The 22,685-nt window shown below is 71.0% G+C and carries 20 protein-coding genes and 1 pseudogene; 15 read left to right on the top strand and 6 right to left on the bottom strand.

Going from position 1 to position 22,685, the window contains the following annotated elements:
- Positions 1–21: 21 nt before the first annotated feature.
- From ACIOJD_RS26030 to ACIOJD_RS26015, 4 genes are read right to left on the bottom strand one after another with little or no spacing between them, the layout of a single operon-like run.
- Positions 22–993 carry a zinc-binding alcohol dehydrogenase family protein gene (locus ACIOJD_RS26030; RefSeq protein WP_401917935.1) on the bottom strand — a complete coding sequence of 324 codons (972 nt, stop codon included), beginning with the start codon at positions 991–993 and terminating at the stop codon, positions 22–24.
- A gap of 55 nt (positions 994–1,048) precedes the next feature.
- Positions 1,049–2,053, bottom strand: coding sequence for an LLM class flavin-dependent oxidoreductase (locus ACIOJD_RS26025; RefSeq protein ID WP_401917933.1), 1,005 nt, complete (start codon positions 2,051–2,053; stop codon positions 1,049–1,051).
- A 34-nt stretch (positions 2,054–2,087) separates the two neighbouring features.
- Complete coding sequence (locus ACIOJD_RS26020; protein WP_401917931.1) at positions 2,088–2,978, bottom strand: MBL fold metallo-hydrolase; 891 nt, start codon at positions 2,976–2,978, stop codon at positions 2,088–2,090.
- A gap of 29 nt (positions 2,979–3,007) precedes the next feature.
- A complete protein-coding gene (locus ACIOJD_RS26015) occupies positions 3,008–3,322 on the bottom strand; it encodes an antibiotic biosynthesis monooxygenase family protein (protein WP_401917929.1) in 315 nt (104 codons plus the stop codon).
- Between the two features lie 223 nt (positions 3,323–3,545).
- Here ACIOJD_RS26015 and ACIOJD_RS26010 point away from each other — a divergent pair, with 223 nt between their 5' ends.
- The 11 genes from ACIOJD_RS26010 (at position 3,546) to ACIOJD_RS25960 (ending at position 13,706) form a co-directional block, all read left to right on the top strand.
- Positions 3,546–3,863, top strand: a complete 318-nt coding sequence (locus tag ACIOJD_RS26010) for an antibiotic biosynthesis monooxygenase family protein (RefSeq protein ID WP_401917927.1) — start codon at positions 3,546–3,548, stop codon at positions 3,861–3,863.
- The gene (locus tag ACIOJD_RS26005) at positions 3,853–5,112 is read left to right on the top strand and encodes a nuclear transport factor 2 family protein (protein WP_401917925.1); all 1,260 of its coding nucleotides are present in this window, start codon (positions 3,853–3,855) and stop codon (positions 5,110–5,112) included. The genes ACIOJD_RS26010 and ACIOJD_RS26005 overlap by 11 nt, the downstream gene beginning before the upstream one ends.
- A 35-nt stretch (positions 5,113–5,147) precedes the next feature.
- Positions 5,148–5,453: an antibiotic biosynthesis monooxygenase family protein gene (locus ACIOJD_RS26000; RefSeq protein WP_401917923.1), complete on the top strand. Its 306-nt coding sequence runs from the start codon at positions 5,148–5,150 to the stop codon at positions 5,451–5,453.
- Positions 5,454–5,476: 23 nt separating this feature from the next.
- Positions 5,477–6,565 (top strand): LLM class flavin-dependent oxidoreductase, encoded by a 1,089-nt coding sequence (locus ACIOJD_RS25995; RefSeq protein WP_401917922.1) that lies wholly within the window; start codon positions 5,477–5,479, stop codon positions 6,563–6,565.
- Positions 6,562–7,398, top strand: a complete 837-nt coding sequence (locus tag ACIOJD_RS25990; protein ID WP_401917920.1) for an NAD(P)H-binding protein — start codon at positions 6,562–6,564, stop codon at positions 7,396–7,398. Before ACIOJD_RS25995 ends, ACIOJD_RS25990 begins: the two co-directional genes overlap by 4 nt.
- A 163-nt stretch (positions 7,399–7,561) precedes the next feature.
- Positions 7,562–8,827: a beta-ketoacyl-[acyl-carrier-protein] synthase family protein gene (locus ACIOJD_RS25985; protein ID WP_401917918.1), complete on the top strand. Its 1,266-nt coding sequence runs from the start codon at positions 7,562–7,564 to the stop codon at positions 8,825–8,827.
- Positions 8,824–10,089: a ketosynthase chain-length factor gene (locus tag ACIOJD_RS25980; RefSeq protein ID WP_401917916.1), complete on the top strand. Its 1,266-nt coding sequence runs from the start codon at positions 8,824–8,826 to the stop codon at positions 10,087–10,089. The genes ACIOJD_RS25985 and ACIOJD_RS25980 overlap by 4 nt, the downstream gene beginning before the upstream one ends.
- Before the next feature lie 147 nt (positions 10,090–10,236).
- The gene (locus tag ACIOJD_RS25975) at positions 10,237–11,328 is read left to right on the top strand and encodes a phosphotransferase family protein (protein ID WP_401917914.1); all 1,092 of its coding nucleotides are present in this window, start codon (positions 10,237–10,239) and stop codon (positions 11,326–11,328) included.
- A 23-nt stretch (positions 11,329–11,351) separates the two neighbouring features.
- Positions 11,352–11,879: a flavin reductase family protein gene (locus ACIOJD_RS25970; protein ID WP_401917912.1), complete on the top strand. Its 528-nt coding sequence runs from the start codon at positions 11,352–11,354 to the stop codon at positions 11,877–11,879.
- Positions 11,876–12,931 carry an LLM class flavin-dependent oxidoreductase gene (locus ACIOJD_RS25965; protein WP_401917911.1) on the top strand — a complete coding sequence of 352 codons (1,056 nt, stop codon included), beginning with the start codon at positions 11,876–11,878 and terminating at the stop codon, positions 12,929–12,931. Before ACIOJD_RS25970 ends, ACIOJD_RS25965 begins: the two co-directional genes overlap by 4 nt.
- Before the next feature lie 37 nt (positions 12,932–12,968).
- Positions 12,969–13,706: an SDR family NAD(P)-dependent oxidoreductase gene (locus tag ACIOJD_RS25960; protein ID WP_401918061.1), complete on the top strand. Its 738-nt coding sequence runs from the start codon at positions 12,969–12,971 to the stop codon at positions 13,704–13,706.
- Positions 13,707–13,921: 215 nt separating this feature from the next.
- On the opposite strand, the gene ACIOJD_RS25955 is transcribed toward ACIOJD_RS25960, so the two are convergent.
- Positions 13,922–16,744, bottom strand: coding sequence for an AAA family ATPase (locus tag ACIOJD_RS25955; protein WP_401917909.1), 2,823 nt, complete (start codon positions 16,742–16,744; stop codon positions 13,922–13,924).
- Positions 16,745–17,010: 266 nt separating this feature from the next.
- Between ACIOJD_RS25955 and ACIOJD_RS25950 the strand changes: the two genes are divergently transcribed.
- Positions 17,011–17,943, top strand: coding sequence for an NADP-dependent oxidoreductase (locus ACIOJD_RS25950; RefSeq protein WP_401917907.1), 933 nt, complete (start codon positions 17,011–17,013; stop codon positions 17,941–17,943).
- A 196-nt stretch (positions 17,944–18,139) separates the two neighbouring features.
- Positions 18,140–18,904 (top strand): SDR family NAD(P)-dependent oxidoreductase, encoded by a 765-nt coding sequence (locus ACIOJD_RS25945; RefSeq protein WP_401917905.1) that lies wholly within the window; start codon positions 18,140–18,142, stop codon positions 18,902–18,904.
- Positions 18,905–19,025: 121 nt separating this feature from the next.
- On the opposite strand, the gene ACIOJD_RS25940 is transcribed toward ACIOJD_RS25945, so the two are convergent.
- Positions 19,026–19,679, bottom strand: a complete 654-nt coding sequence (locus tag ACIOJD_RS25940) for a hydrolase (RefSeq protein ID WP_401917903.1) — start codon at positions 19,677–19,679, stop codon at positions 19,026–19,028.
- 209 nt (positions 19,680–19,888) lie between these two features.
- On the opposite strand from ACIOJD_RS25940, the gene ACIOJD_RS25935 reads away from it, so the two are divergent.
- Positions 19,889–20,362: a MarR family winged helix-turn-helix transcriptional regulator gene (locus ACIOJD_RS25935; RefSeq protein ID WP_401917901.1), complete on the top strand. Its 474-nt coding sequence runs from the start codon at positions 19,889–19,891 to the stop codon at positions 20,360–20,362.
- A gap of 338 nt (positions 20,363–20,700) precedes the next feature.
- Positions 20,701–22,661 (top strand): annotated as a pseudogene (locus ACIOJD_RS25930) (glycoside hydrolase family 127 protein); the annotation flags it as partial.
- Positions 22,662–22,685: the final 24 nt, after the last annotated feature.

The following is a 22,685-nucleotide window of genomic DNA, read 5'->3' as shown; positions in this document are numbered from 1 at the left end:
GGAGCGGCTTGACGGTCGGGTTCAGGGGATGAGCAGGAGGCGCCCGAGGTGACCGCGTTCTTCGATCAGCCGATGGGCCTTGGCCGCCTCGGTGAGCGGCAGCGTGGCGCCGAGGGAGACACGCAGTCCGCCCGAGGCGAGCAGCCCGGCGAGCTGGTCGAGGCCGGCTCTGACCTCGTCGGGCCGATGCTGCCACCAGGCCCACAGACTGGACCCGGTCACGAACCGGAGGCCGATCAGCTCCATCGGGGAGATCCGGGGGATGTCGCCGCTGGCCGCGCCGTAGAACACCAGCCGGCCGAAGGGGGCCAGCAGTTCGATGCCCTGGCGCAGGACATCGCCGCCGACACTGTCCACGATCACGTCGACGCCTCGCCCGCCGGTGGCCTCGTGCACCCGATCGGCCCAGTCGGGGGCCGAGTAGTCGACCGCCACGTCGGCGCCGTGCTCGCGGGCGAAGTCGAGCTTGTGCGCCGAGCTCGCCGTACCGATGACCGTTCCCGCGCCCAGGTGCTTGGCCAGTTGCAGTGCCAAATGGCCGATGGAGCCGGACGCCGCGTGCACCAGGACCGTGTCGCCGGGCTTTATCTGTCCGGTCTTGAGCGTGCACAGCGCGGTCTGCGCGGGCGATGCCAGGACACTCGCCTCGGCGAGGCCGAGGTCGGCCGGGATCGGGGCGAGGAAGGTGGCGTCGGTGACCGCGTAGTCCGCGTACGCCTCTCCCGCGACGGGCGCGGCCACCCGGTCGCCGACCGCGACCCCGGTCACGTCGGCACCGGCCGCCACCACCGTGCCCACCACGTCGCCGTGCGGGGCGTTGGGCAGTGGGGTGGGGAACGGTGCCGTGCCGCGCCGCCGTTGGGTCTCGACGAAGTTCACCCCGATCGCCTCGGCCTTGATGAGCACGTCGCCCGGACCCGGTTCGGGGACCTCGGCCTCCTCGACGGTCAGCACCTCGGGCCCGCCGTAGGAGCGGTACCGGATCACACGCATGAAGTCCTCCTTGTCTCTGTGGTACGGAGCAGCCCCGCGTCCCGGGCGCCAAAGGTCACCGGGGAGTCAGCTCGAACGCCTCGGCGAGCAGCCGGTACGAGCGCAGCCGGTCGCCCTGGTCGTGGATCATCGACACGACACCCAGCTCCTCGACGCCCGTCGCGTCGGCCATCTTGGTCAGCTGGTCATGGACCCGGTCCGGTGAACCGACCACATAGCGCGGCCACTCGAAGGACTCGTCGGCCAGCGGGTCGGGGCCCGGGGCGGCCATCTCCGCGACGGCGAGGTCGGCCGGCGGCAGCAGCCGTACGTCGCCCTGGGACATCCGGCGGTGGAACAACCGGTGGGTGGCGTAGACCCGTTGGGCCTCGGCGTCGGTCTCCGCGCAGCACACCACCACCGACATGATCGGGCGGGGCGACGGGATGTCCTGGCTCGGCACGAAGGCGGCCCGGTAGGTGTCCAGCGCCTCCCGGGTGAACTGGGGCGTGATGAAGTGCGCGTAGGCGTACGGCAGTCCGAGCCGGGCCGCCTCCTCGGCGCTGGACACGCTCGCCCCGAGCAGCCACAGCGCCGGTCCGCCGGGCAGTTGGGGGGAGACCGGGAACGGCAGCGAGCCGTCCGGGTCCAGATAGGCGCGCAGTCGCTCCAGCCGACGCCACAGGTCTTCCGCGGTGGGCTCCTGGCCGGCCGCGTCGTCCCGCAGCGCCGCGAACACCGGCGGTTTGACCCGGTTGGCGCGTCCGATACCGAGGTCGATCCGGTCCGGGTACAGGGCGTGCAGGGTGCGGAAGACCTCGGCGACCTTCAGCGGGCTGTACAGGGACAGCAGCACCCCGCCCGAGCCGACCCGGATTCCGGAGGTCTCCGCCGCGATCCGGGCGATGAGGATCTCGGGGGCGGGTACGGCGTTGAAGATCTCGGCGTGGTGTTCGGCCACCCAGAAGCGCTCGTACCCCAGGCGGTCCGCCAGTCGGGCCAGCTCGATGCTGTGCCGCAGTGAGTCGGCCGGGGTGAGCCCTTCCACCACGGGAGCCTGTTCGACCACCGACAGTTTCACGGGATGTTCCTCTCGTTGCTCGGTGAGGGGTGATTCAGGCCAGGCAGCGCAGCGGACGGCCGCCGTTGTAGACGGTCATCTCGCGGAACACCGGGCCGGAGGCGATGTGTTCGCCGGGCCGGGCGCCGCGTTCCTCCGCGTAGGCCCGGTGCAGATTGGCGACCAGCCGTTCCGGGTCGACCAGTACGGCGTACTCCCCGAGGGCGGTCTCCCGCGCCACGGTCAGCGGGTCGAGGCCGGCCGCGATGCCCTCCCGGGCCAGCCGCTGTACCCACAGCAGATACCGCTCGGTGGCGTCGAAGACCTCGGGCCCGCACACCGGGCCGTGTCCGCACACCACGGTCTCGGCACCGAGGGCCCGCAGCCGGGTCACCGCCCGCAGGCTGCCCTCCACCGACCCCATCAGGCAGAACGGGGTGCAGCCGGACAGCAGGACGTCCCCGGCGAACAGGCATTTGCGCTCCGGCAGCCACACCACGACGTCGTTGGTCGAGTGCGCCGGTCCCACGTACAGCAGTTCGGCGATCGTGTCGCCGAGATGCAGGGTGAGCCGGTCGGAGAACGTGAGGTCGGGGAGGCGCAGTTCGAGGTGCCCCCAGTCGACCCCCGGCCACACCTGGCACAGCGAGAGCTGTTTCTCCGCCATCTCGGTCCGCGCGAGGTCGTGGGAGACGACGGTCGCCTGCGGAGTGAAGAGGGAGTTGCCGAAGGTGTGGTCCCCGTGGTGGTGGGTGTTCACGAGAAACCTCGGCGGCCGGGCGCTGAGCCGGCCGAGCGCGGTGTGCAGGGCGCGGGCTCTGGCCTCGGTGGCGGCCGTGTCGACCACACACGTCCGCTCGCCGCCCAGGACGATGCCCGCGTTGCTCAGACACCAGCCGCCGTCGGGCTGCACGAAGGCGAAGACCCGATCGGCGACCTCCGTCACGCGCGTCCGTGGGGACGTGGCGGGTGCTGTCACGTGGGCAGGCCCGCCTCGCTGACCACCTCGTAGATCTTCGGCGCGCCCTGCGTCAGCTCACGGACGTGGGCCGCCCGGGTGCGCACGTCCGGCTCGGCGATGGCGGTCTCCAGCACCTGGACGTTGTCCCACTCGGCGTAGATCAGGTAGCTCTCCGGGTTCTTCACGGAGCGGACCAGCCGGAAGCGGCGGAACCCGGGCTGGCGCCGCATGAAGGCACCGGCCTCGGTGATGGTCTCCTCCAGGTCCTTGGCGGCCTCCTGGTTCTCCGGGTCCTTCAGCGTGAGGGCGTTCGCGAAGATCGCAGTCATGTCATCCGTCCTTGCGGCATAGGTGAATTCAGCGGTGGGGTGTGCTGCGACAAGTATGTAAGTCCGCTCCTCGGTCCTTGATCGGCTGCCGCTCGGAAACGTCTCGGAGAAATTCTCGAGAAATGCTCATGCCGGTTTCCGAGGGGCTTCCGAGCCGCGATCAAGGCGGCGACTCCTAGTATTCGGTGTATTCGAATTCCGCTCTCCGCCGAGAGGTTCAAAAATGGTTATCCTGCTCAGCGAGTTCCGACTGGAATCGGAATCCGAAGAATTCCGTGACGTCTTCGAGGAGACCGCGGACTTCTTTCGCGTGCAGCCCGGCTACATCAAGCACCAGCTGGTGGGTGCGCTCGAGGACCCGCTCGCCCAGGTCTCCATCAGCTACTGGGCGGACAACGAGTCGGTCCGGCACATGGCGGCCCGGCCGGGGTTCCAGGACGTGATCGACAGGCTCGGCCGGGCCGCCCGGCACGTCTCCGACACCAGCACCACCGTTCTGTCGGTCAAGCACTCCCCCCGGACCGACACCCATGCCGGCTGAGCCGGCGGGCCGGCCGGTCCACCACGCCGAGCACGACGTCACTGTGCGGGCTTCCGCCGACACCGTCTTCGGTATCGTCGGCGACTTGGCCCAGTGGCCCCGCTTCTTCCCCGAGACGGTGCACATCGAGCCCCTCGGCCGGGACGGCGACGAACTGCGGATCCAGATCTGGCGGGCGCCCGGTGGTTCCGCGGGCGAGCTGAAGACCTGGGTCTCGCGGGTCCGACTGGACCCGGAGCGACGGATCATGACGTTCCGTCAGGAAAAGTCCCCGGCGCCCCTGGCCGCGATGAGCGGCGAGTGGCACATCGAACCGCTCGGCGCGGACCGCTCCCGGATCGTCCTCACCCATGCCTACCAGGTGGTCGACGAGTCCTTCCGGGCCCAGCTGGACGCGCTCATCGACCGCAACAGCGACCTCGAACTCGGCCATCTGCGGAACGCGGCCGAACAGGACCACCTCGCCGGCGGACTCGTGGTGACAGCCGACAGCTCGGCCGAACTGCCTCTGAACGCGGAGGCGTTGTACGGGCGCCTGTTGGAGACGGTCCCCGTGGACACCACGGTACGCGTCGGCGTACCCGGCCGCCGTATCGCAGAACGGGACTTCGCCACCGACCCGTTGCTGACCGTCAGCACCTCGGTGCTGGAACTCACCCCCACGGCCGAGGGCGTCAGGCTGACCGCCCGACGGCACGCGGTTCTCGCCTTCCAGGAGGGCGAGGGCACCCCGATCGACAGCGTCAAGGACAAGGTTCGTACGACTCTCCAGACGGAGGCAACCATGGCGGTTCAGCAGGTCGTTCAGCAGGAAGAGGAAGAGACCGGCGGCGGCACGGATCCGCTGCTCTACACCGAGGTGGTGCAGTTCTACGCCCGCCAGGCGCACCTCCTCGACTCCGGCGAGGCCGAACGCTGGGCCGACACCTTCACCGAGGACGGCCAGTTCGTGCAGAACGCCCGCCCGGAGCCCTGGATCGGCCGCGACCAGATCCGCGCCCGGATGCGCGCCGGCCTGGACCGCATCTTCGGCGAGGGCCTTCAGCGCCGGCACTGGCTGGGCATGGTGGACGTGGTGGCCTCCGACGACGAGACCGTGACCACCCGCTACTACGCGGCCATCTTCTCCACGGTCGAGGACGGCACCCCCCAGGTCTATCTGAGCACCGCCGTCGACGATGTCCTGGTCCGCACCCCCGGCGGGCTGAAGGTCCGCCACCGCCTGGTCACCCACGACAACGTCCGCTGACCGATTGACCGACACCGACCGGAGGACCCACCCCCATGATCGTCATGATCAACAAGTTCACACTGCGCCCCGGCACCACGGCCGAGCAGTTCGAGGCCCTCTTCGACAAGATCTCCGACCTGGCCCTGGACCACCCCGGCTACATCGACCACACCTTCACGCGCGACCAGGAGAACTCCGGCAGCTATCTGAACGTCGCCCGCTGGGAGAACGTCGAGCTGTACCAGGAGTTCATGAAGATGGACGCGCACACCGTCTTCTACCCCGAGATTCTCGCGATGACCGAGGTGAGCCCCGCCCTGTACGAACTCCAGCTGGAGTTCGAGGGACCGACAGTCTGAACCGCAGGAAAGGCGGCCACACCATGAAATTCGCGATCGTGTTCTTCCCGACCGTGGGCGGCAAGAACGGCGAGCTCACTCCGACGCAGTACTACGACGACGGACTGGCCATCGCCGAACTCGCCGACCGGCTCGGCTATTTCCAGCTCAAGCTGGTCGAGCACTACTTCTTCGAATACGGCGGCTACAGCCCCGACCCGACGACGTTCCTCGCGGCGGTCGCCGCCCGCACCAGCAGGCTGCGGATCGCCACCGGCGCCGTCATCCCCGCGTTCACCCACCCCGTGAAGATGTCCGGACAGCTGGCCATGCTGGACAACATCTCCGGCGGCCGGCTCGACGTGGGATTCGGCCGGGCCTTCCTGCCCGACGAGTTCGACGCGTTCGGCATCCCGCTCGACCAGAGCAGGGCCCGCTTCGACGAGAACGTCGAGGCATGCCTGCGGCTGTGGACGGAGGACGACCTGACGTGGGACGGCACGTTCCACCAATTCGGCCCGGTCACCATGCTGCCCAAGCCGACCCAGCAGCCGCACCCGCCGGTCTTCGTGGCCAGCACCGGCAACCTCGACTCCTGCCGCACGGCGGGGGAACAGGGCCGCAACCTCCAGTTGATCGCCTCGGTCGCCACCCGCGAGACGATCCAGGAGGCGCTCGGTGTCTACCGCCGGGCCTGGGCCCAGGCCGGGCACACCCCCGGCACCGAACGTATCGACCTCTCCTTCCCCTGCTTCATCGACGAGGACCGGGAGGCCGCCTACCGCGCCGGCGAGTACGTGGAGCGGAAGATGAGCGAGAAGATGGCCTCCGCGGTCAGCGCCTGGGCCACGGTCAAGAGCGACCAGTACCCGGGCTATGAACGACTGGCCTCCGCCGCGGTCGGCAACGGCGCCGCCTTCGACGAACGGGTCAAGAACAACAAGGTCCTCGCGGGCACCCCGGACGACGTCCGAGGCCAGCTCGCCGATATCGCCGAGTGGTACGGCGACGACATCACCGTCGGGCTGTCCGTGTTCTCCGGGCACCTGCCCCGGGCGGACGTCGAGCGCGGTCTGGAGCTCTTCGCCAAGCACGTCGCGCCCACCTTCGCGGACGACCGGGAGCCGCGATGAGCGTCCTGGTCACCGGTGCGGGCGGTACCCTCGCCCGGCATGTCGCCCGTACGCTGACCGAGCGCGGCACCGCGGTGCGGGCGGGCAGCCGAACTCCCGCCGCCGTCAAGGGACTTGCGGATGGGACGGAGCTGGTGCCGCTCGACCTCGCCGCACCGGCGACCTTCGCGCCCGCCCTGGAAGGCATCGACAAGGTCTTCCTGTACTGCGAGCCGCGCGGCATAACGGAGTTCACGGCAGCAGCGCGCAGCGCGGGCGTCCGCCACATCACGATCCTCTCCTCGGCGGCCGTGATCGACGGGCAGCCGCCCGCCAACCCCATCGCCGAGACACACGCCCGGGTCGAGGAGGCGGTCGCCGCCTCCGGCATCGGCTGGACCGCCGTCCGGGCGGGCACCCTGGCCACGGCCGCGCTGGCCTGGGCGGACGAGGTCCGCACCGGAGTGGTGCGCGGCGCGTACGCCCGCTCCGAATCGGCGCCCGTGCACGAGGCCGATGTGGCGGCCGTCGCCGTCGAGACCCTCACCGGCGAGGGCCACGCCTCCCGCCGGTACGTGGTCACAGGCCCCGAATCACTCACCCAGCGCCGACAGGCGGAGACAGTCGGGACAGTCGTGGGACGGACCGTACGGTACGAGGAAGTGCCGCCCGAAGCAGTGCGTGAGGCCCTGCTCGCCTTCATGCCGCCGGAGTTCGCGGACACCGTTCTGGGGTATCTCGCCGCCGGCGTGGACCGCCCGGCCCCCGTCGAGGACACCGTTCTCCGCGTCACCGGCACCCCCGCCCGCACCTTCGCCCAGTGGGCCGCGGACCACGCGGCCGACTTCCGCTGACCCGTCGTCCGGGCCAGGTGTCGCACGACTGTCCGGGCCCTCGTGCGGGCCGGACCTCCCCCCACTTCGCCCCTCACCCCGCCGAAGCCGTCGGAAAAGGGCGATCAGCACCGTAAGGAAGCGAAGGAATCGACATGCATACGATGTACGACAGGAGTGTCGGATGAACCGCCGAGCGGTGATCACCGGCGTCGGGGTCGTGGCCCCTCAGGGAATCGGCACCAAGTCCTTCTGGCAGCTCCTCTCCGAGGGGCGCACCGCCACCCGGGCCATCTCGCTGTTCGACGCCTCGGCCTTCCGCTCCCGGATCGCCGCCGAGTGCGACTTCGACCCCGAGAGCCACGGGCTCACGCCCCAGGAGACCAGGCGCATGGACCGCGCCACCCAGTTCGCGCTGGTCGCCGCTCGCGAGGCGATCGCCGGCAGCGGTCTGGAGACCGACGGCTGGGACCCGTACCGCACCGGGGTGACCGTCGGCACGGCCGTCGGCTGCACGATGAGCCTCGACGACGAGTACCGGGTGGTCAGCAACGGCGGCGAGAGCTGGACCGTCGACCACACCTACGCCGTCCCTCATCTGTACGACTACATGGTTCCCAGCTCGATCTCGGCGGAGGTCGCCTGGAACGTCGGCGCCCAAGGCCCGGTGACGGTGATCTCGACGGGGTGCACCTTGGGTCTGGACTCGGTGGGGCACGCGGTGTCCCTGATCCGCGAGGGAGCCGCGGACGTCATGGTGGCGGGCTCGACGGAGGCCCCGATCTCCCCGATCACGGTGGCCTGCTTCGACGCGATCAAGGCGACCTCGCCCCGCAACGACGACCCGGAGCACGCCTCCCGGCCCTTCGACCGCAGCCGCAACGGCTTCGTCCTGGGCGAGGGCTGCGCCTTCTTCGTCATCGAGTCCCTGGAGCACGCGCTGGCCCGCGGCGCGGACATCCGCGCCGAGATCACCGGCTTCGCCTCCCGCTGCAACGCGTACCACATGACCGGGCTACGGCCCGACGGAAAGGAGATGGCCGAGGCGATACGGCTGGCCCTGGACGAGGCCCACACCGCGCCGACAGCCGTCGACTACATCAACGCGCACGGCTCCGGCACCAAGCAGAACGACCGCCACGAGACCGCCGCCTTCAAACGCGCCCTCGGCGACCACGCGTACGCCACCCCGGTCAGCTCCATCAAATCGATGATCGGCCACTCCCTCGGCGCCATCGGCTCCCTGGAGATCGCGGCCTCTGTCCTGGCCATCGAGAACGACCTGGTACCGCCCACGGCGAACCTGCACGAGCCGGATCCCGAGTGCGACCTCGACTACACGCCGCTGACGGCGCGTGAGCGGCGCATCGACACCGTCCTCACCGTGGGGAGCGGGTTCGGGGGATTCCAGAGCGCGATGGTCCTGGCCCGGCCCGGGGAGGCGGCATGACCAGCCCGACGATCGACACCGCGGGCCCGGCGGCCCCTCCGAGGGCGGCCAAGGCCGTGGTCACCGGAATCGGCGTCGCCGCGCCCAACGGACTCGGCCGTGAGGGCTGGTGGCAGGCCAGTCTCGACGCCGTCAGCGGGATCGCCCCGGTCCGTCGGTTCGACGCCCTCGGCTACCCCGCCCATCTCGCCGGAGAGGTGCCGGACTTCAACGCCGCCGAGCACATCCCCAGCCGCCTGCTGCCACAGACCGACCACATGACACGGCTCGCTCTGGCCGCCGCCGAAGAGGCCCTGGCCGACAGCGGAGTCGATCCGGCCGCACTGCCCGACTACGCGGCCGGGGTGACCACCGCCAGCTCCGCAGGCGGCTTCGAGTTCGGCCAGCGCGAACTCGAAGCCCTGTGGCGCGACGGCGGCTCCCACGTGAGCGCCTACCAGTCCTTCGCCTGGTTCTACGCCGTCAACACCGGCCAGATCTCCATACGGCACGGCCTGAACGGCCCCAGCGGAGTCGTCGTCTCCGAACAGGCCGGCGGCATCGACGCCGTGGGCCAGGCCCGTCGGCAGCTGAAGTCCGGGGTCACCCTCCTCGTCACCGGCGGTGTGGACGGCTCACTGTGCCCCTGGGGCTGGACCGGCCAGCTCGCCACGCGGCGGATCACCACCCGTAGCGACCCCAGCCGCGCGTACCTGCCCTTCGACCGGGACGCCACCGGCTACGTCCCCGGCGAGGGCGGCGCCCTGCTGATCCTGGAGGACGCCGACACGGCCCGCGCCCGGGGCGCCACGCCCTACGGCACGGTCAGCGGATACGCCGCCACCTTCGACCCCCGGCCCGGAACCGGCGGGGAGCCCGGGTTGCGCCGCGCCGCCGAGAGCGCCCTGGCCGATGCCGGCCTGTCCGCCCAGGACATCGATGTCGTCTTCGCCGACGCGGCGGGCGTCCCCGAACTGGACCGGGCCGAAGCCGAGGCCCTGCGCGCGATCTTCGGACCGTACCGGGTGCCCGTCACCGCGCCGAAGACCATGACGGGACGTCTGTACGCGGGCGGCGGCGCCCTCGACCTCGCCTGGGCGTTCATGGCCCTGCGCGAAGGCGTGATCCCGCCGACCGTGCACATCACCGACGTCCCGGCGCACTACCAGCTCGACCTGGTCGTCTCGCGGCCCCGGCGGACACCCCTGCGGGCGGCGCTGGTGCTGGCACGCGGCTACGGCGGGTTCAACTCGGCGATGGTGCTGCGAAGACCTGCGGACTGAGGGTCCGAGGGGCACGAGCCCCGCAGCGTACCGGTCGGCATGACGCCGTCCCGCGCCGTGCGGCGCACGCCCGGTCGTACGGCGCGGACGCGGCGCCCGGTCCCACCGTCCACCACCCCAACCACCCTCTTCCTGAAGGGAGTTCACATGCCCGTCCCTGTCCACCGCGACGCACGGGCCACCGCGGACCGGCTCGCGGGCTGGTTCGGCGCACGTCTGCCCGGCGCCACCGACATCGCCGTGTCCGGCCTGGACGCGCCGACCGGCGCCGGCTTCACCAACGAGACCCTGACGATCCGGCTGACCTGGCGGGACTCCCGGGGAACCGCACGGGACCACGAGGTGATCCTGCGTGTGGCACCCACGCGCCACCAGGTGCACCCCGACAGCCGCTTCACCGCGCAGGTACGCCTCCAGCGCGTCCTGGCCGTCGACACCGATCTGCCGGTGCCGCCCGTCCTCTGGCACGAGGAGGATTCCTCGGTCCTCGGTGCACCGTTCATGATCATGGAGAGGGTGGAGGGGCGGGTCCCCGCCGACGTGCCCTCCTACCACCGGTCGGGCTGGGTCACGGAACTCGCCCCCTCGCAGCGTCGCGCACTCTGGTTCTCCGGGGTCGACGTCCTGGCCCGGCTGCACGCCCTGGACGCCGACGTCCTCGGCCTGGACTTTCTCGCGCAGGGCGACTCGCCGTCGTACCTGCTGCGCCAACTCGACCACTACGAAACCCACTTCACCTTCTACGCCCCCCACGAACCGCCCGCCGCCCGCCACGCCCTGACCTGGCTGCGCGCCCACCGGCCGCCGGAGCACGGACCGGCCCGGCCGCTGTGGGGCGACGCCCGGCTCGGCAATCTCATCTTCCAGGGCCTGTCCCCGGCCGCGGTGCTGGACTGGGACATGGCCGAGACGGGCCCGCCCGAGAGCGACGTCGCCTGGTTCCTGCACCTCGACCGGCACCTCAGCGAGGGCATCGGCGTCCCCCGGCTCACCGGGCTGCCCGACCGCACGCAGACGGTCCGCCACTACGAGGAACGCACCGGCGCACGCCTCCAGCACCTTGATTACCACGAGGTGTTCGCCGCCTTCCGGTTCTGCCTGATCACCGCCCGGGTGACCGCGCTGCTCGGCGCCCACGCTCCCGGCACGGACATCCCGCTGCACCGCAACGCGACCGGGCTGCTGGCGAAGGTGCTGCGGGAACGGACCCGGGCCCCGTCCACCGCGTCGGTCCGCTGACCCCGAACCAGAAGGAGAGCTCCATGCCCACCGACACGTCAGAAACCACCTCCGTGAGGGACGGAGCCGTCTTCCGGCACGCCTTCGCCTCCCTCCCCACCTCCGTCGCCGTCATCACCACCACCGACGCCCAGGGCACCCCCAAGGGCCTGACCAGCAACGCGGTGTGCGCGGTGTCCATGGACCCGCCGCTGCTGCTGGTCTGCGTCGACAAGTCCTCCCGCACGCTGCCGGCCCTCCAGCAGGCGAACGGATTCGTCGTCAACTTCCTCGCCGAGGGCGCCGAGCACGTCTCGCGGCAGTTCGCGACGAAGAGCGGGGACAAGTTCGCCGGGGTCCGGCACCGGAGGTCGGCGAGGGCGGCGGGCTCACCGGTCCTGTACGACGACTCCGTCGCCCATCTGGAGTGCGCCACCGAGTCCCGGATCGAGGCGGGCGACCACTGGATTCTGCTCGGCCGTGTCCTCGGCGGCGAGGTCCACGACAAGGGCGCCCTGCTCTACCACCGCCGTTCGTACCTGAAGCTCCTTCCCGAGAGGAACGCGTCGTGAAGTTCGGTATCAACCTGTTCCCCACCGTCGGCCCCGAGGACAAGAGCGGGGCCCAGTTCTTCGAGGAGGCCCTGGCCCTCGCGGAACGCGCCGAGCAGCTCGGCTACCACCATGTGAAGACCGTCGAGCACTACTTCTCGGCGTACGGCGGCTACAGCCCCGACCCGGTCACCTTCCTCGCCGCCGCGGCCGCCCGCACCAGCCGGGTGCGCCTGATCACGGGCGCGGTGCTGCCCGCGTTCAGCCATCCGGTGAAGCTCGCCGGCAAGCTCGCCATGCTGGACCACCTCTCGCACGGCCGCCTCGATGTCGGCTTCGGGCGGGGTTTCCTGCCGGAGGAGTTCTGGGCGTACCAGGTGCCGATGGACGAGAGCCGGGCCCGTTTCAACGAGGGAGTGGAGGCCTGTCTGAAGCTGTGGACCGAGGAGGAGACGACCTTCAAGGGCGACTTCCACTCCTTCGGCCCGGTCACCCTGCTGCCCCGCCCGTTCCAGGATCCGCACCCCCGGGTCCTGGTGGCGACGGCGATCACCCCCGAGTCGGGCGAGGCGGCCGGTGCGGCCGGGTACGGCGTGATGATGGTCCCGTCGATCAACAAGCAGGAAAAACTCCAGGAGATGTTGGCCCGCTACCGGGACACCCGAACGGCGGCCGGCCTCGCGGTGACCGACGAGGACATCCACTTCAGCTACAACTGCTACCTCTCCGAGGACCGCGACAAGGCCCGCCGGTTCGGCGAGTTGTACTCCGAGCGCACCAACCGCCTGCTCGCCGCCGCCGTCTCCTCCTGGCAGACCAACCGCAGCGCCGACTACGCGGGCTACGAGCGGATCGTGGCCCGGGTCAACAGCAGCGACTTCGGCAAGCAACTGCGGGACAACAAGGTACTCGTGGGCGATCCGCAGGAGGTCGCGGACCGCGTGGACCTCATCCGTGACCTGTACGGGGAGACCACCATCAGTCTCCAGATCGTCTCCGGGAACATGCCGTTCGAGGAGTCCGTCCGCACCCTCGAACTCTTCGCGGAACACGTACTTCCCAGGTTCGCCTGAGCCGGAAACGACAAGGAGAGGGGGCGCTGTGCCCACTATGAGGCTGGCCGGCCGGAAGGCCGTGGTGACCGGAGGCACGAAGGGGCTGGGCCGGGCCGTCACCGAGGCGTTCATCCGGGAGGGCTGCGATGTCGTCACGGCCGCCCGCAACGCCGACGAGGCGGAGTGGGAGACGTCCACGGGGCCGGGAAAACACTTCTTCCACCCGGTCGATGTCCGCAGCCGCGCCTCGGTCGACGCGCTCATGGAGTACGCCGACCGCAGCCTGGGCGGCCTGGACATCGTCGTGGCCAACGCCGGGGTGAGCCGCCCTGGTCCCGCCGCCACACTGGCGGCGGAGGCATGGGACGAGGTGATCGACACCAACATCACCGGCGTCTTCCACTGCGTCCAGGCCGCCGTGCCCTACCTGGAGCGCAGCGACCACGCCCGGCTCATCACCATGTCCTCCGTCGTGGCCGGGCAGTTGACCCCCGGGGCATCGGCCTACAGTTCCTCCAAGGCCGCCGTCGAGGCGTTCACCCGCGTCTGCGCCGCCGAACTCGCTTCCCGCGACATCACGGTCAACTGCCTCTCACCGGGTCTCATCGACGCCGGAATGGGCAGCCTGCTGCCCCGCAACGAGAAGATCTGGCCCCACTTCGAGGCCAAGCTGGCCATGGGGCGTATGGGGAGACCGGAGGAGGTGGCGGACGCGGCGGTGTTCCTGGCCGGCACGGACAGCCGGTACGTCAACGGGCATGTGCTGGAAGTGAGCGGGGGGTTGCGGTGGTGAGGTGAGGACGGGCAGGTCCGGTGTGAGCACCGGCCGTCCGCACGAACCGACCCACGCCGTCTGATCCACCTGTGGCCGCGCCCCGCCCTCGGCCGAGAGCGGGGCGCGGCCACATTCCGGGCGACCTCCAGGGCGGGTCGACGGGGATGACCGACGGGGGTCCGTCGGCCCGGGGTGCTCCGGTCCGGCCGACCCGCCGTCGGGCCTTCGCCGGGCTATGGACTCTCCGCCAGTGGGACGAAGCACTCCTCCCGCGCACACCTCTGCGGCGTGAGCGTGACCGCGTGATCACGCAGTTGTCGGCGCGAGGAGATTCCCAACTTGCGGAAGATGCTGCGCAGGTGTGTGTCCACGGTCCGCCGGGACAGATACAGCGCAGCGGCGACTTCCTTGGAAGTGTCGCCCCGGGCCACGCGCCGCGCCACGCGCTGCTCCTGAGCCGTCAGCGCGGCCGGCTCGCCGCCCTCCGGGCGCGGTGCCCGCGCACCGGCCGCCGCCAGCTCACCCGCACAGCGCTCCCGGAAGGACCAGGCCCCGGCGCGGCTGAAGATGCCGTACGCCGTGCGCAGCGGTATCCGGGCGGCCGACATGCGTGCCTGTCTGCGCAGCCACTCGCCCCACAGCAGATGGCTCCGGCCCGCCTGCAAGAGCGCACCGGCGGCCGTCAGAGCGCACGCGGACTCCCGGAAGAGCCCATCGGCCTCGTCGTCGTCCGACAGCAGCGCGCGGGCCCGCAGATGAAGCCCCCGAGCCCAGTCGCTGCCGGTCAGCCGCGCGCACTCCTCCAGCCGGGCGGCGGCGGCCAGCGCGTCCGGCTGGTGCCGGGTGCGTACGGCGGCCTCGACCAGTTCGGGCAGCAGCCAGTTCCGGTACGCCAACTCGTCCAGGGACACCGCCTCGGCGCAGACCTCGAATGCCTGGCCGTAGCGCCCGTGCGCGTTGTACAGCACGGCCCGCGCGCACTCGGCCGCCGTCAGCAGCAGCCCTTCCTCGCGTGCCGCGGCGTCCTTGGCGGCGGTCGAGGCCAACGCCTCGACCGTGTCCCGCTGTCCGCTCCAGGCCGCCAGCGTCAGCGCGGCGTGGTCCAGTGGTACGGCGCCGATGGCCTCGTTGATCCGGTACGCCTCGGCGACGCGGACGCGCGCCTGTGCCAGATCGCCGTGATGGATGTCCGCCAGCGCCTGGTGCGTCAGGCCCCAGGGGAGCGCGGTCACCACGGCGAGCCGGCGCGCCGCCGCGGTCCGCCGGTCGGCCAGCGCCCGCCAGGCGGCGCCGTCCCAGACGCCTATGGCGGCATGGCAGGCGAGCCAGCCGCCGACGGCGTCGAGGTCGGTGTGCGCCGGGGCGTCCAGATAGGCGTCCACCGCCCGGCGCATCGGCTGGACGGCGGGGCCGTACCCCCGCAAGGTGTGGGCGGCGACGGCTGACACAAGCTCCTCGTGGGGGCGCGCGGCCGTGTCTCCTGAGGTCTCCTGGGCCGTCTCCCTCGTCGTGGCGAACGCGTACGCCCGCGCGGCAGCCGTGCGCAGCACCGGTGCCGGAAGCCGGCGACCGGCGAGGACGCCTGCCGACAGCGCCTCCAGCAGGGCGATGCCCTCCAGTCGTACGTCGTGGACGCGGGCGTGTTCCGCCGCCCCGTGCAGTGCCATCGCGGCCGGCCCGTCCCGGTCCACGCTGTACCGCGTCCGCGCGTGCAGGGATGTCGCCTCGGCCCGCTCCGCGCGCGGCAGCGCGGCGAGTTGGAGGTGGCCCAGCAGATCCAGCGCGTGCCGCAGTCCGCCGCCGCGCCGCCAGGCCGAGGCGGCGGCCAGGAGCCGCGACGCCCGCCGTCGGCGGTCGGCCGTCAGCAGCGCCGCCAGTTCCAGCAGGGCCGCTGCCGTCCTCGTCTCGTGGCGGGTCAGCCGGTGTTCGGCCGCCGCCTGCAACCGCGTCGCCACGCGCTCGTCGAACGAGGCCGCGGCCTGCCCGAGGTGCCAGGCGTGCTGTTCGGGAACGCGCAGGACATCGCAGGTGCCCGCCAGCGCGCCATGGACCAGCCGGCGCCGCGTGACGGACGCACACGCGTAGACGTACGTCCGCAGCAGGGGATGGGCGAACCGTACGCCCGGTCCGAACGTGACCAGTCCGGAGGACTCCGCCTCGGCCACCTCGGCACCGCGCAGGCCGAGCGCCTCGGTCGCCCGCAGTACGGTCACGGGGTCCCCCAGCGGTTCCGCCGCGGCCACCAGCAGCACCTGGTACGCCGAGTCCGGCAGGCCGTTGAGCGCGTCGCGCATCCAGTCCGGCGGCATCCACCCGTCCGGTTCCCGCGCCGGGGGCCGGACGGATGCCATCTCCGTCGGGGAGAGCGCGTGCGGTACGGCCAGCAGCGCCCGCGGGTTGCCATGGGCGTCGGCGACGACCCGCTCGCAGACGGCCGGATCGAGCGGGGCGGGCAAGTGGGCGCGCAGCAACGCGAGTGCGTCCCGCTCGGTCAGCCGGGACAGCCGCATACGGGGGAACGAGGCCAGCTCGGGGCAGTCGTCGCAGTGCGCCGACGGCAGCGTGAAGAGGCAGGCCACCCGCGCGTCGCCGTATCGACGCGCCGCGATGGCCAGGGCCTCGCGCGAGGGCTGGTCCAGCAGGTGGGCGTCGTCGTGGAGGCACAGCAGCGGTTGTTCGGCGGCGGCCGCGGACAGTAACCGAAGGAGCGCCAGGCCGATCTCCAGGGCGTCGGGGTGGCCGGCGCGCGGGCCCGGAGCGGGCCCCATGGACATCAGGCCCTCCACGGTCTCCCGCTGCCGGGGTGGCAGCCGGGGCACGTGGTCGCGCAGCGCGGCGAACACGCGTTGCAGGGCCGCGTAAGGAAGCCGCTGTTCGGCGCCGGTGCCCGCCACTCGCACGACGCGCAGGCCGGGCGATGTGGTGCGTATGTGCTCCAGCACGGCGCTCCTGCCGACACCGTGCTCCCCGTCCAGGACGATCGACCCGCCGCGGCCTTTCAGGGTGTCCCGTACCAGCCTCTTGAGCGCGGCGATCTGAGGGTCTCTGCCGTACAACTCGACCCTGGCTTCCTCCCCTTGACGTGCCGGACGTGCCCACGCGGCTCCCTGCATGCATCCCCCCCCAGCTCGACGGAGGTCCGGTCTCCGGACCGGCCGGCCGGACGGGGCGTCCACCGGCCGCCAACACCGCCCGCCGTACCTCCTCCGAGCCGCGCGGACGGCGACACGGGAAGGGAAGGGATGACCCGGAAGATGTTGACACGTCAATCATATGGGCTAGTGTTGACGTGTCAACAAAAGCTCGGCGAAGGAGAGCGAACATGAAGGCGCTGGTCGCGCGGTCCTACGGGCCGCTGGAAGATCTCGAGATCGCGGAACTGCCCGCACCGGTCCCCGGCCCCGGACAGCTCCTCGTCCGTCTGGAGGCCGCGGCCCTCAACGCCGTGGACAAGGCGCTGGTCACCGGCGCCATGCGGAACGCCGTTCCGGTGACCCATCCGTTCGTCCCGGGAGTCGACGTCAGCGGCACGGTCGAAGCCGTGGGGGAGGGCGTCACCCGGTTCGTCCCCGGGGATCCGGTCATCGCCTGGAACGGCATCGCCTCCGGCGCCCTCGCCGAGTACGTGGTGATCGACGACGCCCCCTCCGCCGCCCGACGCCCCGCGGAACTCACGCCCGCTCAGGGAGCCGCCCTGCCCACGGGCGCCCTTACCGCCGCCGCGCTGCTCGACCTCGCCGGTGTGCCCGGTGGCTCCACCGCCCTGATCGTCGGTGCGACGGGCGGCGTCGGCTCGTACGCGGTCCAGTTCGCGCGGCGGGCGGGGCTGACCGTGCTGGCCACCGGCCGCGCCGATGACGAGACGTTCCTGCGCGGTCTCGGCGCCGACCACGTCCTCGACTACCGGGCCGTGGACATCGCCGAGGAGGCCCACCGCCTGGCACCCGGGGGAGTCGACGTCGTGTTCGACATGGCCAACGCCGGTCCCGCCCTCGCCGCCACCGCCGCGGCGGCGAGGCCCGGAGGCCGTCTGGTCTCCCCGCTCGGTGGTCCGCCCGCCTTCGACCGCGACGTCACCGCCCTGTACGGCGGCACGCGCGCGACCGAAGGACGTCTGGAGTCGCTCGCCGCTCAGGCCGTCAAGGGTGAACTGCGCATTCCGATCGACGCCGACTACCCCTTCGCCGAGGCCCGTCAGGCCCTGCTCGACTTCGCCGGCAGCCATGTGAAGGGCAAGATCACCGTCACCTTCTGACGCCGTGACCTTCTGGGTGACTTTCCGAGTGACCGTCTGAGTGACCTTCTGACGCACCGACCGCTCCTGGTGGGGGCACCGGCAACACGGCACACGGCGCACCGCACGGCGGGCGCCTCGCCGCCCGCCCCACCAGGGCCCCGGACGGGACATCCCCGACCTCCCTCGCGCCCTTCCCCTCAGGAGCTGAACAGCCGTGACCTACCCGTACTTCGACTTCACCGGCAGGATCGTCCTCATCACCGGGGGAGCCGGCGGCATCGGACGCGCCGTCGCCCTCGCGTTCGCCCGGCAGGGCGCCACCGTCGTCATCGGTGACATCGACAAGCGCAGCGGCGAGACCGTCGCACTCATCGAGAAGGAGGGCGGCACGGCTCTGTTCGTCCCGACCGACGTCACGCGGGCGCGCGACGTGGAGCACCTGGTGTCCACGACCGTGGCCACGTACGGCGATCTGCACATCGCCTTCAACAACGCGGGCGTCTTCGTACCCCCCGCGCCCCTGGCCGAGCAGTCCGAGGAGGACTGGGACAAGGCGATCGCGGTCGACCTCAAGGGCGTCTTCCTCTCCCTCAAGTACGAGATCGCGCACATGGCCCGGTCGGGCGGCGGCGCCATCGTCAACACCGCCTCGATCGCCGGTCTCATCGGCGACCCCGACATGGCGCCGTACGTGGCGGCCAAGCACGGCGTGGTCGGCCTGACCAAGGCCGCCGCCGTCGACTACGCCAAGTCCGGCATCCGGGTCAACGCGCTCGCTCCCGGCCTCACCAGGACCGCGATGACCCAGCCCTGGCTGGACGACCCGGCCAAGCGGGACATCGTCCTGGCCGGACCGCAGATGGGGCGGGCGGCCGATCCCGAGGAGATCGTCGGCATGGTGCTCCATCTCGCCTCTCCGGCCGCGTCCTTCACCACCGGCGGCGTCTTCGTGGTGGACGGCGGCCAGACGGCCCACTGAGCCGGCCCCCCCCCGGCACTGCCGACGGCCTGCCCCCCCGGGGCACCGGCACGTGGCCCGCGTGACGACATCGGGGACGGGCCACGAGCATGGTCCCCGCGGGGGCGGTGGCCCGTGCTCCTCAGTCCTTGTTCTGGCCGAGAAGCTGGAGTTCCCAGGCCAGGCTGGTGCCGAAGCCGCCGCCGTGCTGGATGAGGATCTCGGTCATGCCGGGTACGGTCTCCTCGCGTGCCCAGTCCCGCTGCCACTCGGCGATGACGGTGCCGGAGCAGGTCGGGATGACACCGGCCTGGATCATGCGCTCGATGCCGCGTTCGTGGGCCTCGTCGGAGGTGGCGCCGGAGGCGTCCGTGACGGCGAAGACCCGGTAGCCGTCGGCGAGGGCGTGGATGGCGGGCCAGGCCAGGCAGATATCGGTCCACAGACCGGCCATGATCAGGTCCTTGCGGCCGGTCGCGGCGACCGCGTCCACGACACGCTGGTCCTCCCAGGTGTTGATCGTGGTGCGGTCTATGGGGGTCTGCTCGGGGAAGATGTCCTGGAGCGGGCGGATGAGGTGGCCGCCGCGTTCCTCGACCACCGTGGTCAGGATGGTGGGTACGTCGAACAGCTTGGCGCCCTTGGCCAGAGCGGTGACGTTGTTGACCACCAGGGTGGTGTCCATGCTGCGCATACCGGCGAACTGGGCGCCTTGATGGTCGATCAGCAGCAGCACCGACTTCGAGGGCTCCAGAAGTGCGTCGAGGCCGGTGTAGGTGATGCCGTTGGCTGCCATGTCGTCTCCGTGGTCGTAGCGGCGGCGGCCTTGACTGCGACCGCCACCAGCGACTTTTCCAGTCGGACCCCCGCCGCGACATCGGCAACCATTACGTAGCCGGTGATACCGAGGTCGATCCGGTGAAGGCGGCCGGTTCCCCGGGTGAGGGGTTCCCGGGAACGCCAGAACGTTTTGGTGATGTGTCAACAATCTGGTAGTTTCTGCATATGTCCGAACCGCGATGGCTTTCCCCGCGCGAGGCCGAGATCTGGGCTACGTACCGCCGACTGTGCCGCGACCTCCAGCGCGCCCAGGATCAGCAGTTGCAGCAGGATTCCGGTGTCTCGGCCGCCGACTACGCTCTTCTCGCCCCCCTGTCGGAGTCGGCGGGCGGAGTCCTGCGGGCCCGGGACCTCGGTGCGGAGGTCGACTGGGAGCGGAGTCGACTGTCCCACCAGATAAGCCGGATGGAAAAACGGGGACTGGTCGTACGGGAGGCGTGTGAGGACGACGCCCGTGGCTCGATGGTGCGCCTGACCGAAAAAGGCAGAGAGACCATCGAAGCGGCCGCACCCGGGCATGTGGACCTCGTGCGACAGCTTTTCTTCGACCCGCTGGACGCGGGTGAGATGGAAACGCTCGGAGAGTTCCTGGGGCGGATCATGGCCGCGGTGGAGGGAAGCGTCGAGCGTCGCGCCTGAGGTGTCGGCCGCACCTGGCCAGGTGCGGCCCTGTCCGCGGCGGGAATGTCGCCTCGTGTGCCGTCGCGGGCGTTCACGGCTGTGCGTCCGTCACGTGAAGAGTGTCGACGGCGTTGACGTCGCGGGGGGCGGCATCTATGGTTCCGGCGACGCCGCGAACACTGTTCGGCATATCGAACCAGCGGGCCGCGTCACCCCCGTACTTCACGCGTCATGACGCCTGCCGCATGCGAGGGTCCCCGGGCAGCGGCACCGCGGGAGTCGCCCGGGGCCGTCACGTTCGCCGTCGGCCCCGGCGACCGGACCGGTGCCCCCGAAGCGTTACGAAAGGGTGCACGATGTCGTCCTCCGTCAGCAGACGCCGGCTCCTTCAGATCGCCGGAGCCACGGCGACCGCCACCGCCACCGGATCCTTCCTCGGCGGCTCTCCCGCCCTGGCGGCGGTCGTACCGCCGGCCCGCGCCGACATCGGGGTCCTGGCCCAGCCCTTCGAACTCGGTCAGGTCCGGCTGACCGCGAGCCGGTGGCTGGACAACCAGAACCGCACCAGCGGCTACCTGCGCTACGTCGACGTCGACCGGCTGCTGTACAACTTCCGCGCCAACCACCGGCTGTCCACCGGCGGCGCGGCGGCCACCGGCGGCTGGGAGGCTCCGGACTTCCCCTTCCGTACTCACGTCCAGGGGCACTTCCTCACCGCCTGGGCGCAGTTGTACGCCGTCACCGGGGACACCGTCTGCCGGGACAAGGCCACCCACATGGTCGCCGAGCTGGCCAAGTGCCAGGCCAACAACGCCGCCGCCGGGTTCGGCACCGGATACCTCTGCGGCTACCCCGAGTCCGACTTCACCGCCCTGGAACAGCGCACCCTGAGCAACGGCAACGTGCCGTACTACACCGTCCACAAGACTCTCGCCGGTCTGCTGGACGTGTGGCGCCATATCGGCAGCACGCAGGCCCGCGACGTACTGCTGGCCCTGGCCGGCTGGGTCGACACGCGCACCGGCCGGCTCAGCACCGAGCAGACGCAGGCCATGCTGCAGACCGAGTTCGGCGGCATGAACGCGGTGCTGACCGACCTCTATCAGCAGACGGGCGACGCGCGGTGGCTCGCCGTCGCCCGCCGCTTCGACCATGCCGCGGTCTTCGATCCCCTGGCGGCCGGGCGCGACCAGCTCAACGGCCTCCACGCCAACACCCAGGTGCCGAAGTGGATCGGAGCGGCAAGGGAGTTCAAGGCCACCGGCACCACCCGCTACCGGGACATCGCCACCAACGCCTGGAACATCTGCGTCGGCACCCACACCTACGCCATCGGCGGCAACAGCCAGGCAGAGCACTTCCGCGCCCCCCATGCCATCGCCGCCCACCTGCGCCAGGACACCTGCGAGAGCTGCAACACCTTCAATATGCTCACCCTCACCCGGGAGTTGTTCGCCCTCGCCCCGGACCGGGCCGCGCTGTTCGACTACTACGAGCGGGCGTGGCTCAACCAGATGATCGGCCAGCAGAACCCGGCCGACGCGCATGGCCACGTCACCTACTTCACCCCGCTCAACCCCGGCGGCCGGCGCGGTGTGGGCCCCGCATGGGGCGGCGGCACCTGGAGCACCGACTACACCAGCTTCTGGTGCTGCCAGGGCACCGGCCTGGAGATGCACACCAGGCTGATGGACTCCGTCTACTTCCACTCCGGCACCACGCTGACCGTGAACCTGTTCCTGCCGTCGGTCCTCACCTGGACGCAGCGCGGCATCACCGTCACCCAGACCACCTCCTTCCCGGCGAGCGACACCACGACTCTGCGCGTCACCGGCAACGCCGGCGGGACCTGGGCGATGCGCATCCGCATACCCGGCTGGACCACCGCGGCCACCATCAGCGTCAACGGCGTCGCGCAGAACATCACGGCCACCCCCGGCAGTTACGCCACCCTCACCCGCGCCTGGACCGCCGGTGACACGGTCACCGTCCGTCTGCCCATGCGGATCGTCATACGGCCGGCCAACGACAACCCGGACATCGCCGCGATCACCTACGGCCCGGTGGTCCTGTCCGGCAACTACGGCAACAGCGCCTTGAGTTCCCCGCCGTCCCTGGACACGACCTCGATCAAGCGGACCAGCACCGACGCACTCGCCTTCACCGCGACCGCGGCCGGCTCCACCGTCGGCCTGGGCCCGTTCCACGACGCACACGGCCACAACTACACCGTCTACTGGAACACGACGGGGAGGTGATCGACGGCGGCGGTGATGTCCGCTTCCGTAACGCCCACAGCGGCAAGGTCCTCGGCGTGCGGTGGAAACCGTTCGACCCCGAC

The sequence above is a fragment of the Streptomyces sp. NPDC088116 genome, from assembly GCF_044741745.1.
Taxonomy (GTDB): Bacteria; Actinomycetota; Actinomycetes; order Streptomycetales; family Streptomycetaceae; genus Streptomyces.
Note: the sequence above shows the minus strand (reverse complement) of the source record. Positions and strands in the feature narration are given on the sequence as shown.

Excerpts from the sequence above, each read along its gene's own strand:
- ACIOJD_RS26030 (WP_401917935.1), bottom strand. The coding sequence starts at position 993 with ATGCGTGTGATCCGGTACCGCTCCTACGGCGGGCCCGAGGTGCTGACC.
- ACIOJD_RS26015 (WP_401917929.1), bottom strand. The coding sequence starts at position 3,322 with ATGACTGCGATCTTCGCGAACGCCCTCACGCTGAAGGACCCGGAGAAC.
- ACIOJD_RS26010 (WP_401917927.1), top strand. The coding sequence starts at position 3,546 with ATGGTTATCCTGCTCAGCGAGTTCCGACTGGAATCGGAATCCGAAGAA.
- ACIOJD_RS26005 (WP_401917925.1), top strand. The coding sequence starts at position 3,853 with ATGCCGGCTGAGCCGGCGGGCCGGCCGGTCCACCACGCCGAGCACGAC.
- ACIOJD_RS26000 (WP_401917923.1), top strand. The coding sequence starts at position 5,148 with ATGATCGTCATGATCAACAAGTTCACACTGCGCCCCGGCACCACGGCC.
- ACIOJD_RS25995 (WP_401917922.1), top strand. The coding sequence starts at position 5,477 with ATGAAATTCGCGATCGTGTTCTTCCCGACCGTGGGCGGCAAGAACGGC.
- ACIOJD_RS25990 (WP_401917920.1), top strand. The coding sequence starts at position 6,562 with ATGAGCGTCCTGGTCACCGGTGCGGGCGGTACCCTCGCCCGGCATGTC.
- ACIOJD_RS25985 (WP_401917918.1), top strand. The coding sequence starts at position 7,562 with ATGAACCGCCGAGCGGTGATCACCGGCGTCGGGGTCGTGGCCCCTCAG.
- ACIOJD_RS25980 (WP_401917916.1), top strand. The coding sequence starts at position 8,824 with ATGACCAGCCCGACGATCGACACCGCGGGCCCGGCGGCCCCTCCGAGG.
- ACIOJD_RS25975 (WP_401917914.1), top strand. The coding sequence starts at position 10,237 with ATGCCCGTCCCTGTCCACCGCGACGCACGGGCCACCGCGGACCGGCTC.
- ACIOJD_RS25970 (WP_401917912.1), top strand. The coding sequence starts at position 11,352 with ATGCCCACCGACACGTCAGAAACCACCTCCGTGAGGGACGGAGCCGTC.
- ACIOJD_RS25960 (WP_401918061.1), top strand. The coding sequence starts at position 12,969 with ATGAGGCTGGCCGGCCGGAAGGCCGTGGTGACCGGAGGCACGAAGGGG.
- ACIOJD_RS25950 (WP_401917907.1), top strand. The coding sequence starts at position 17,011 with ATGAAGGCGCTGGTCGCGCGGTCCTACGGGCCGCTGGAAGATCTCGAG.
- ACIOJD_RS25940 (WP_401917903.1), bottom strand. The coding sequence starts at position 19,679 with ATGGCAGCCAACGGCATCACCTACACCGGCCTCGACGCACTTCTGGAG.
- ACIOJD_RS25935 (WP_401917901.1), top strand. The coding sequence starts at position 19,889 with ATGTCCGAACCGCGATGGCTTTCCCCGCGCGAGGCCGAGATCTGGGCT.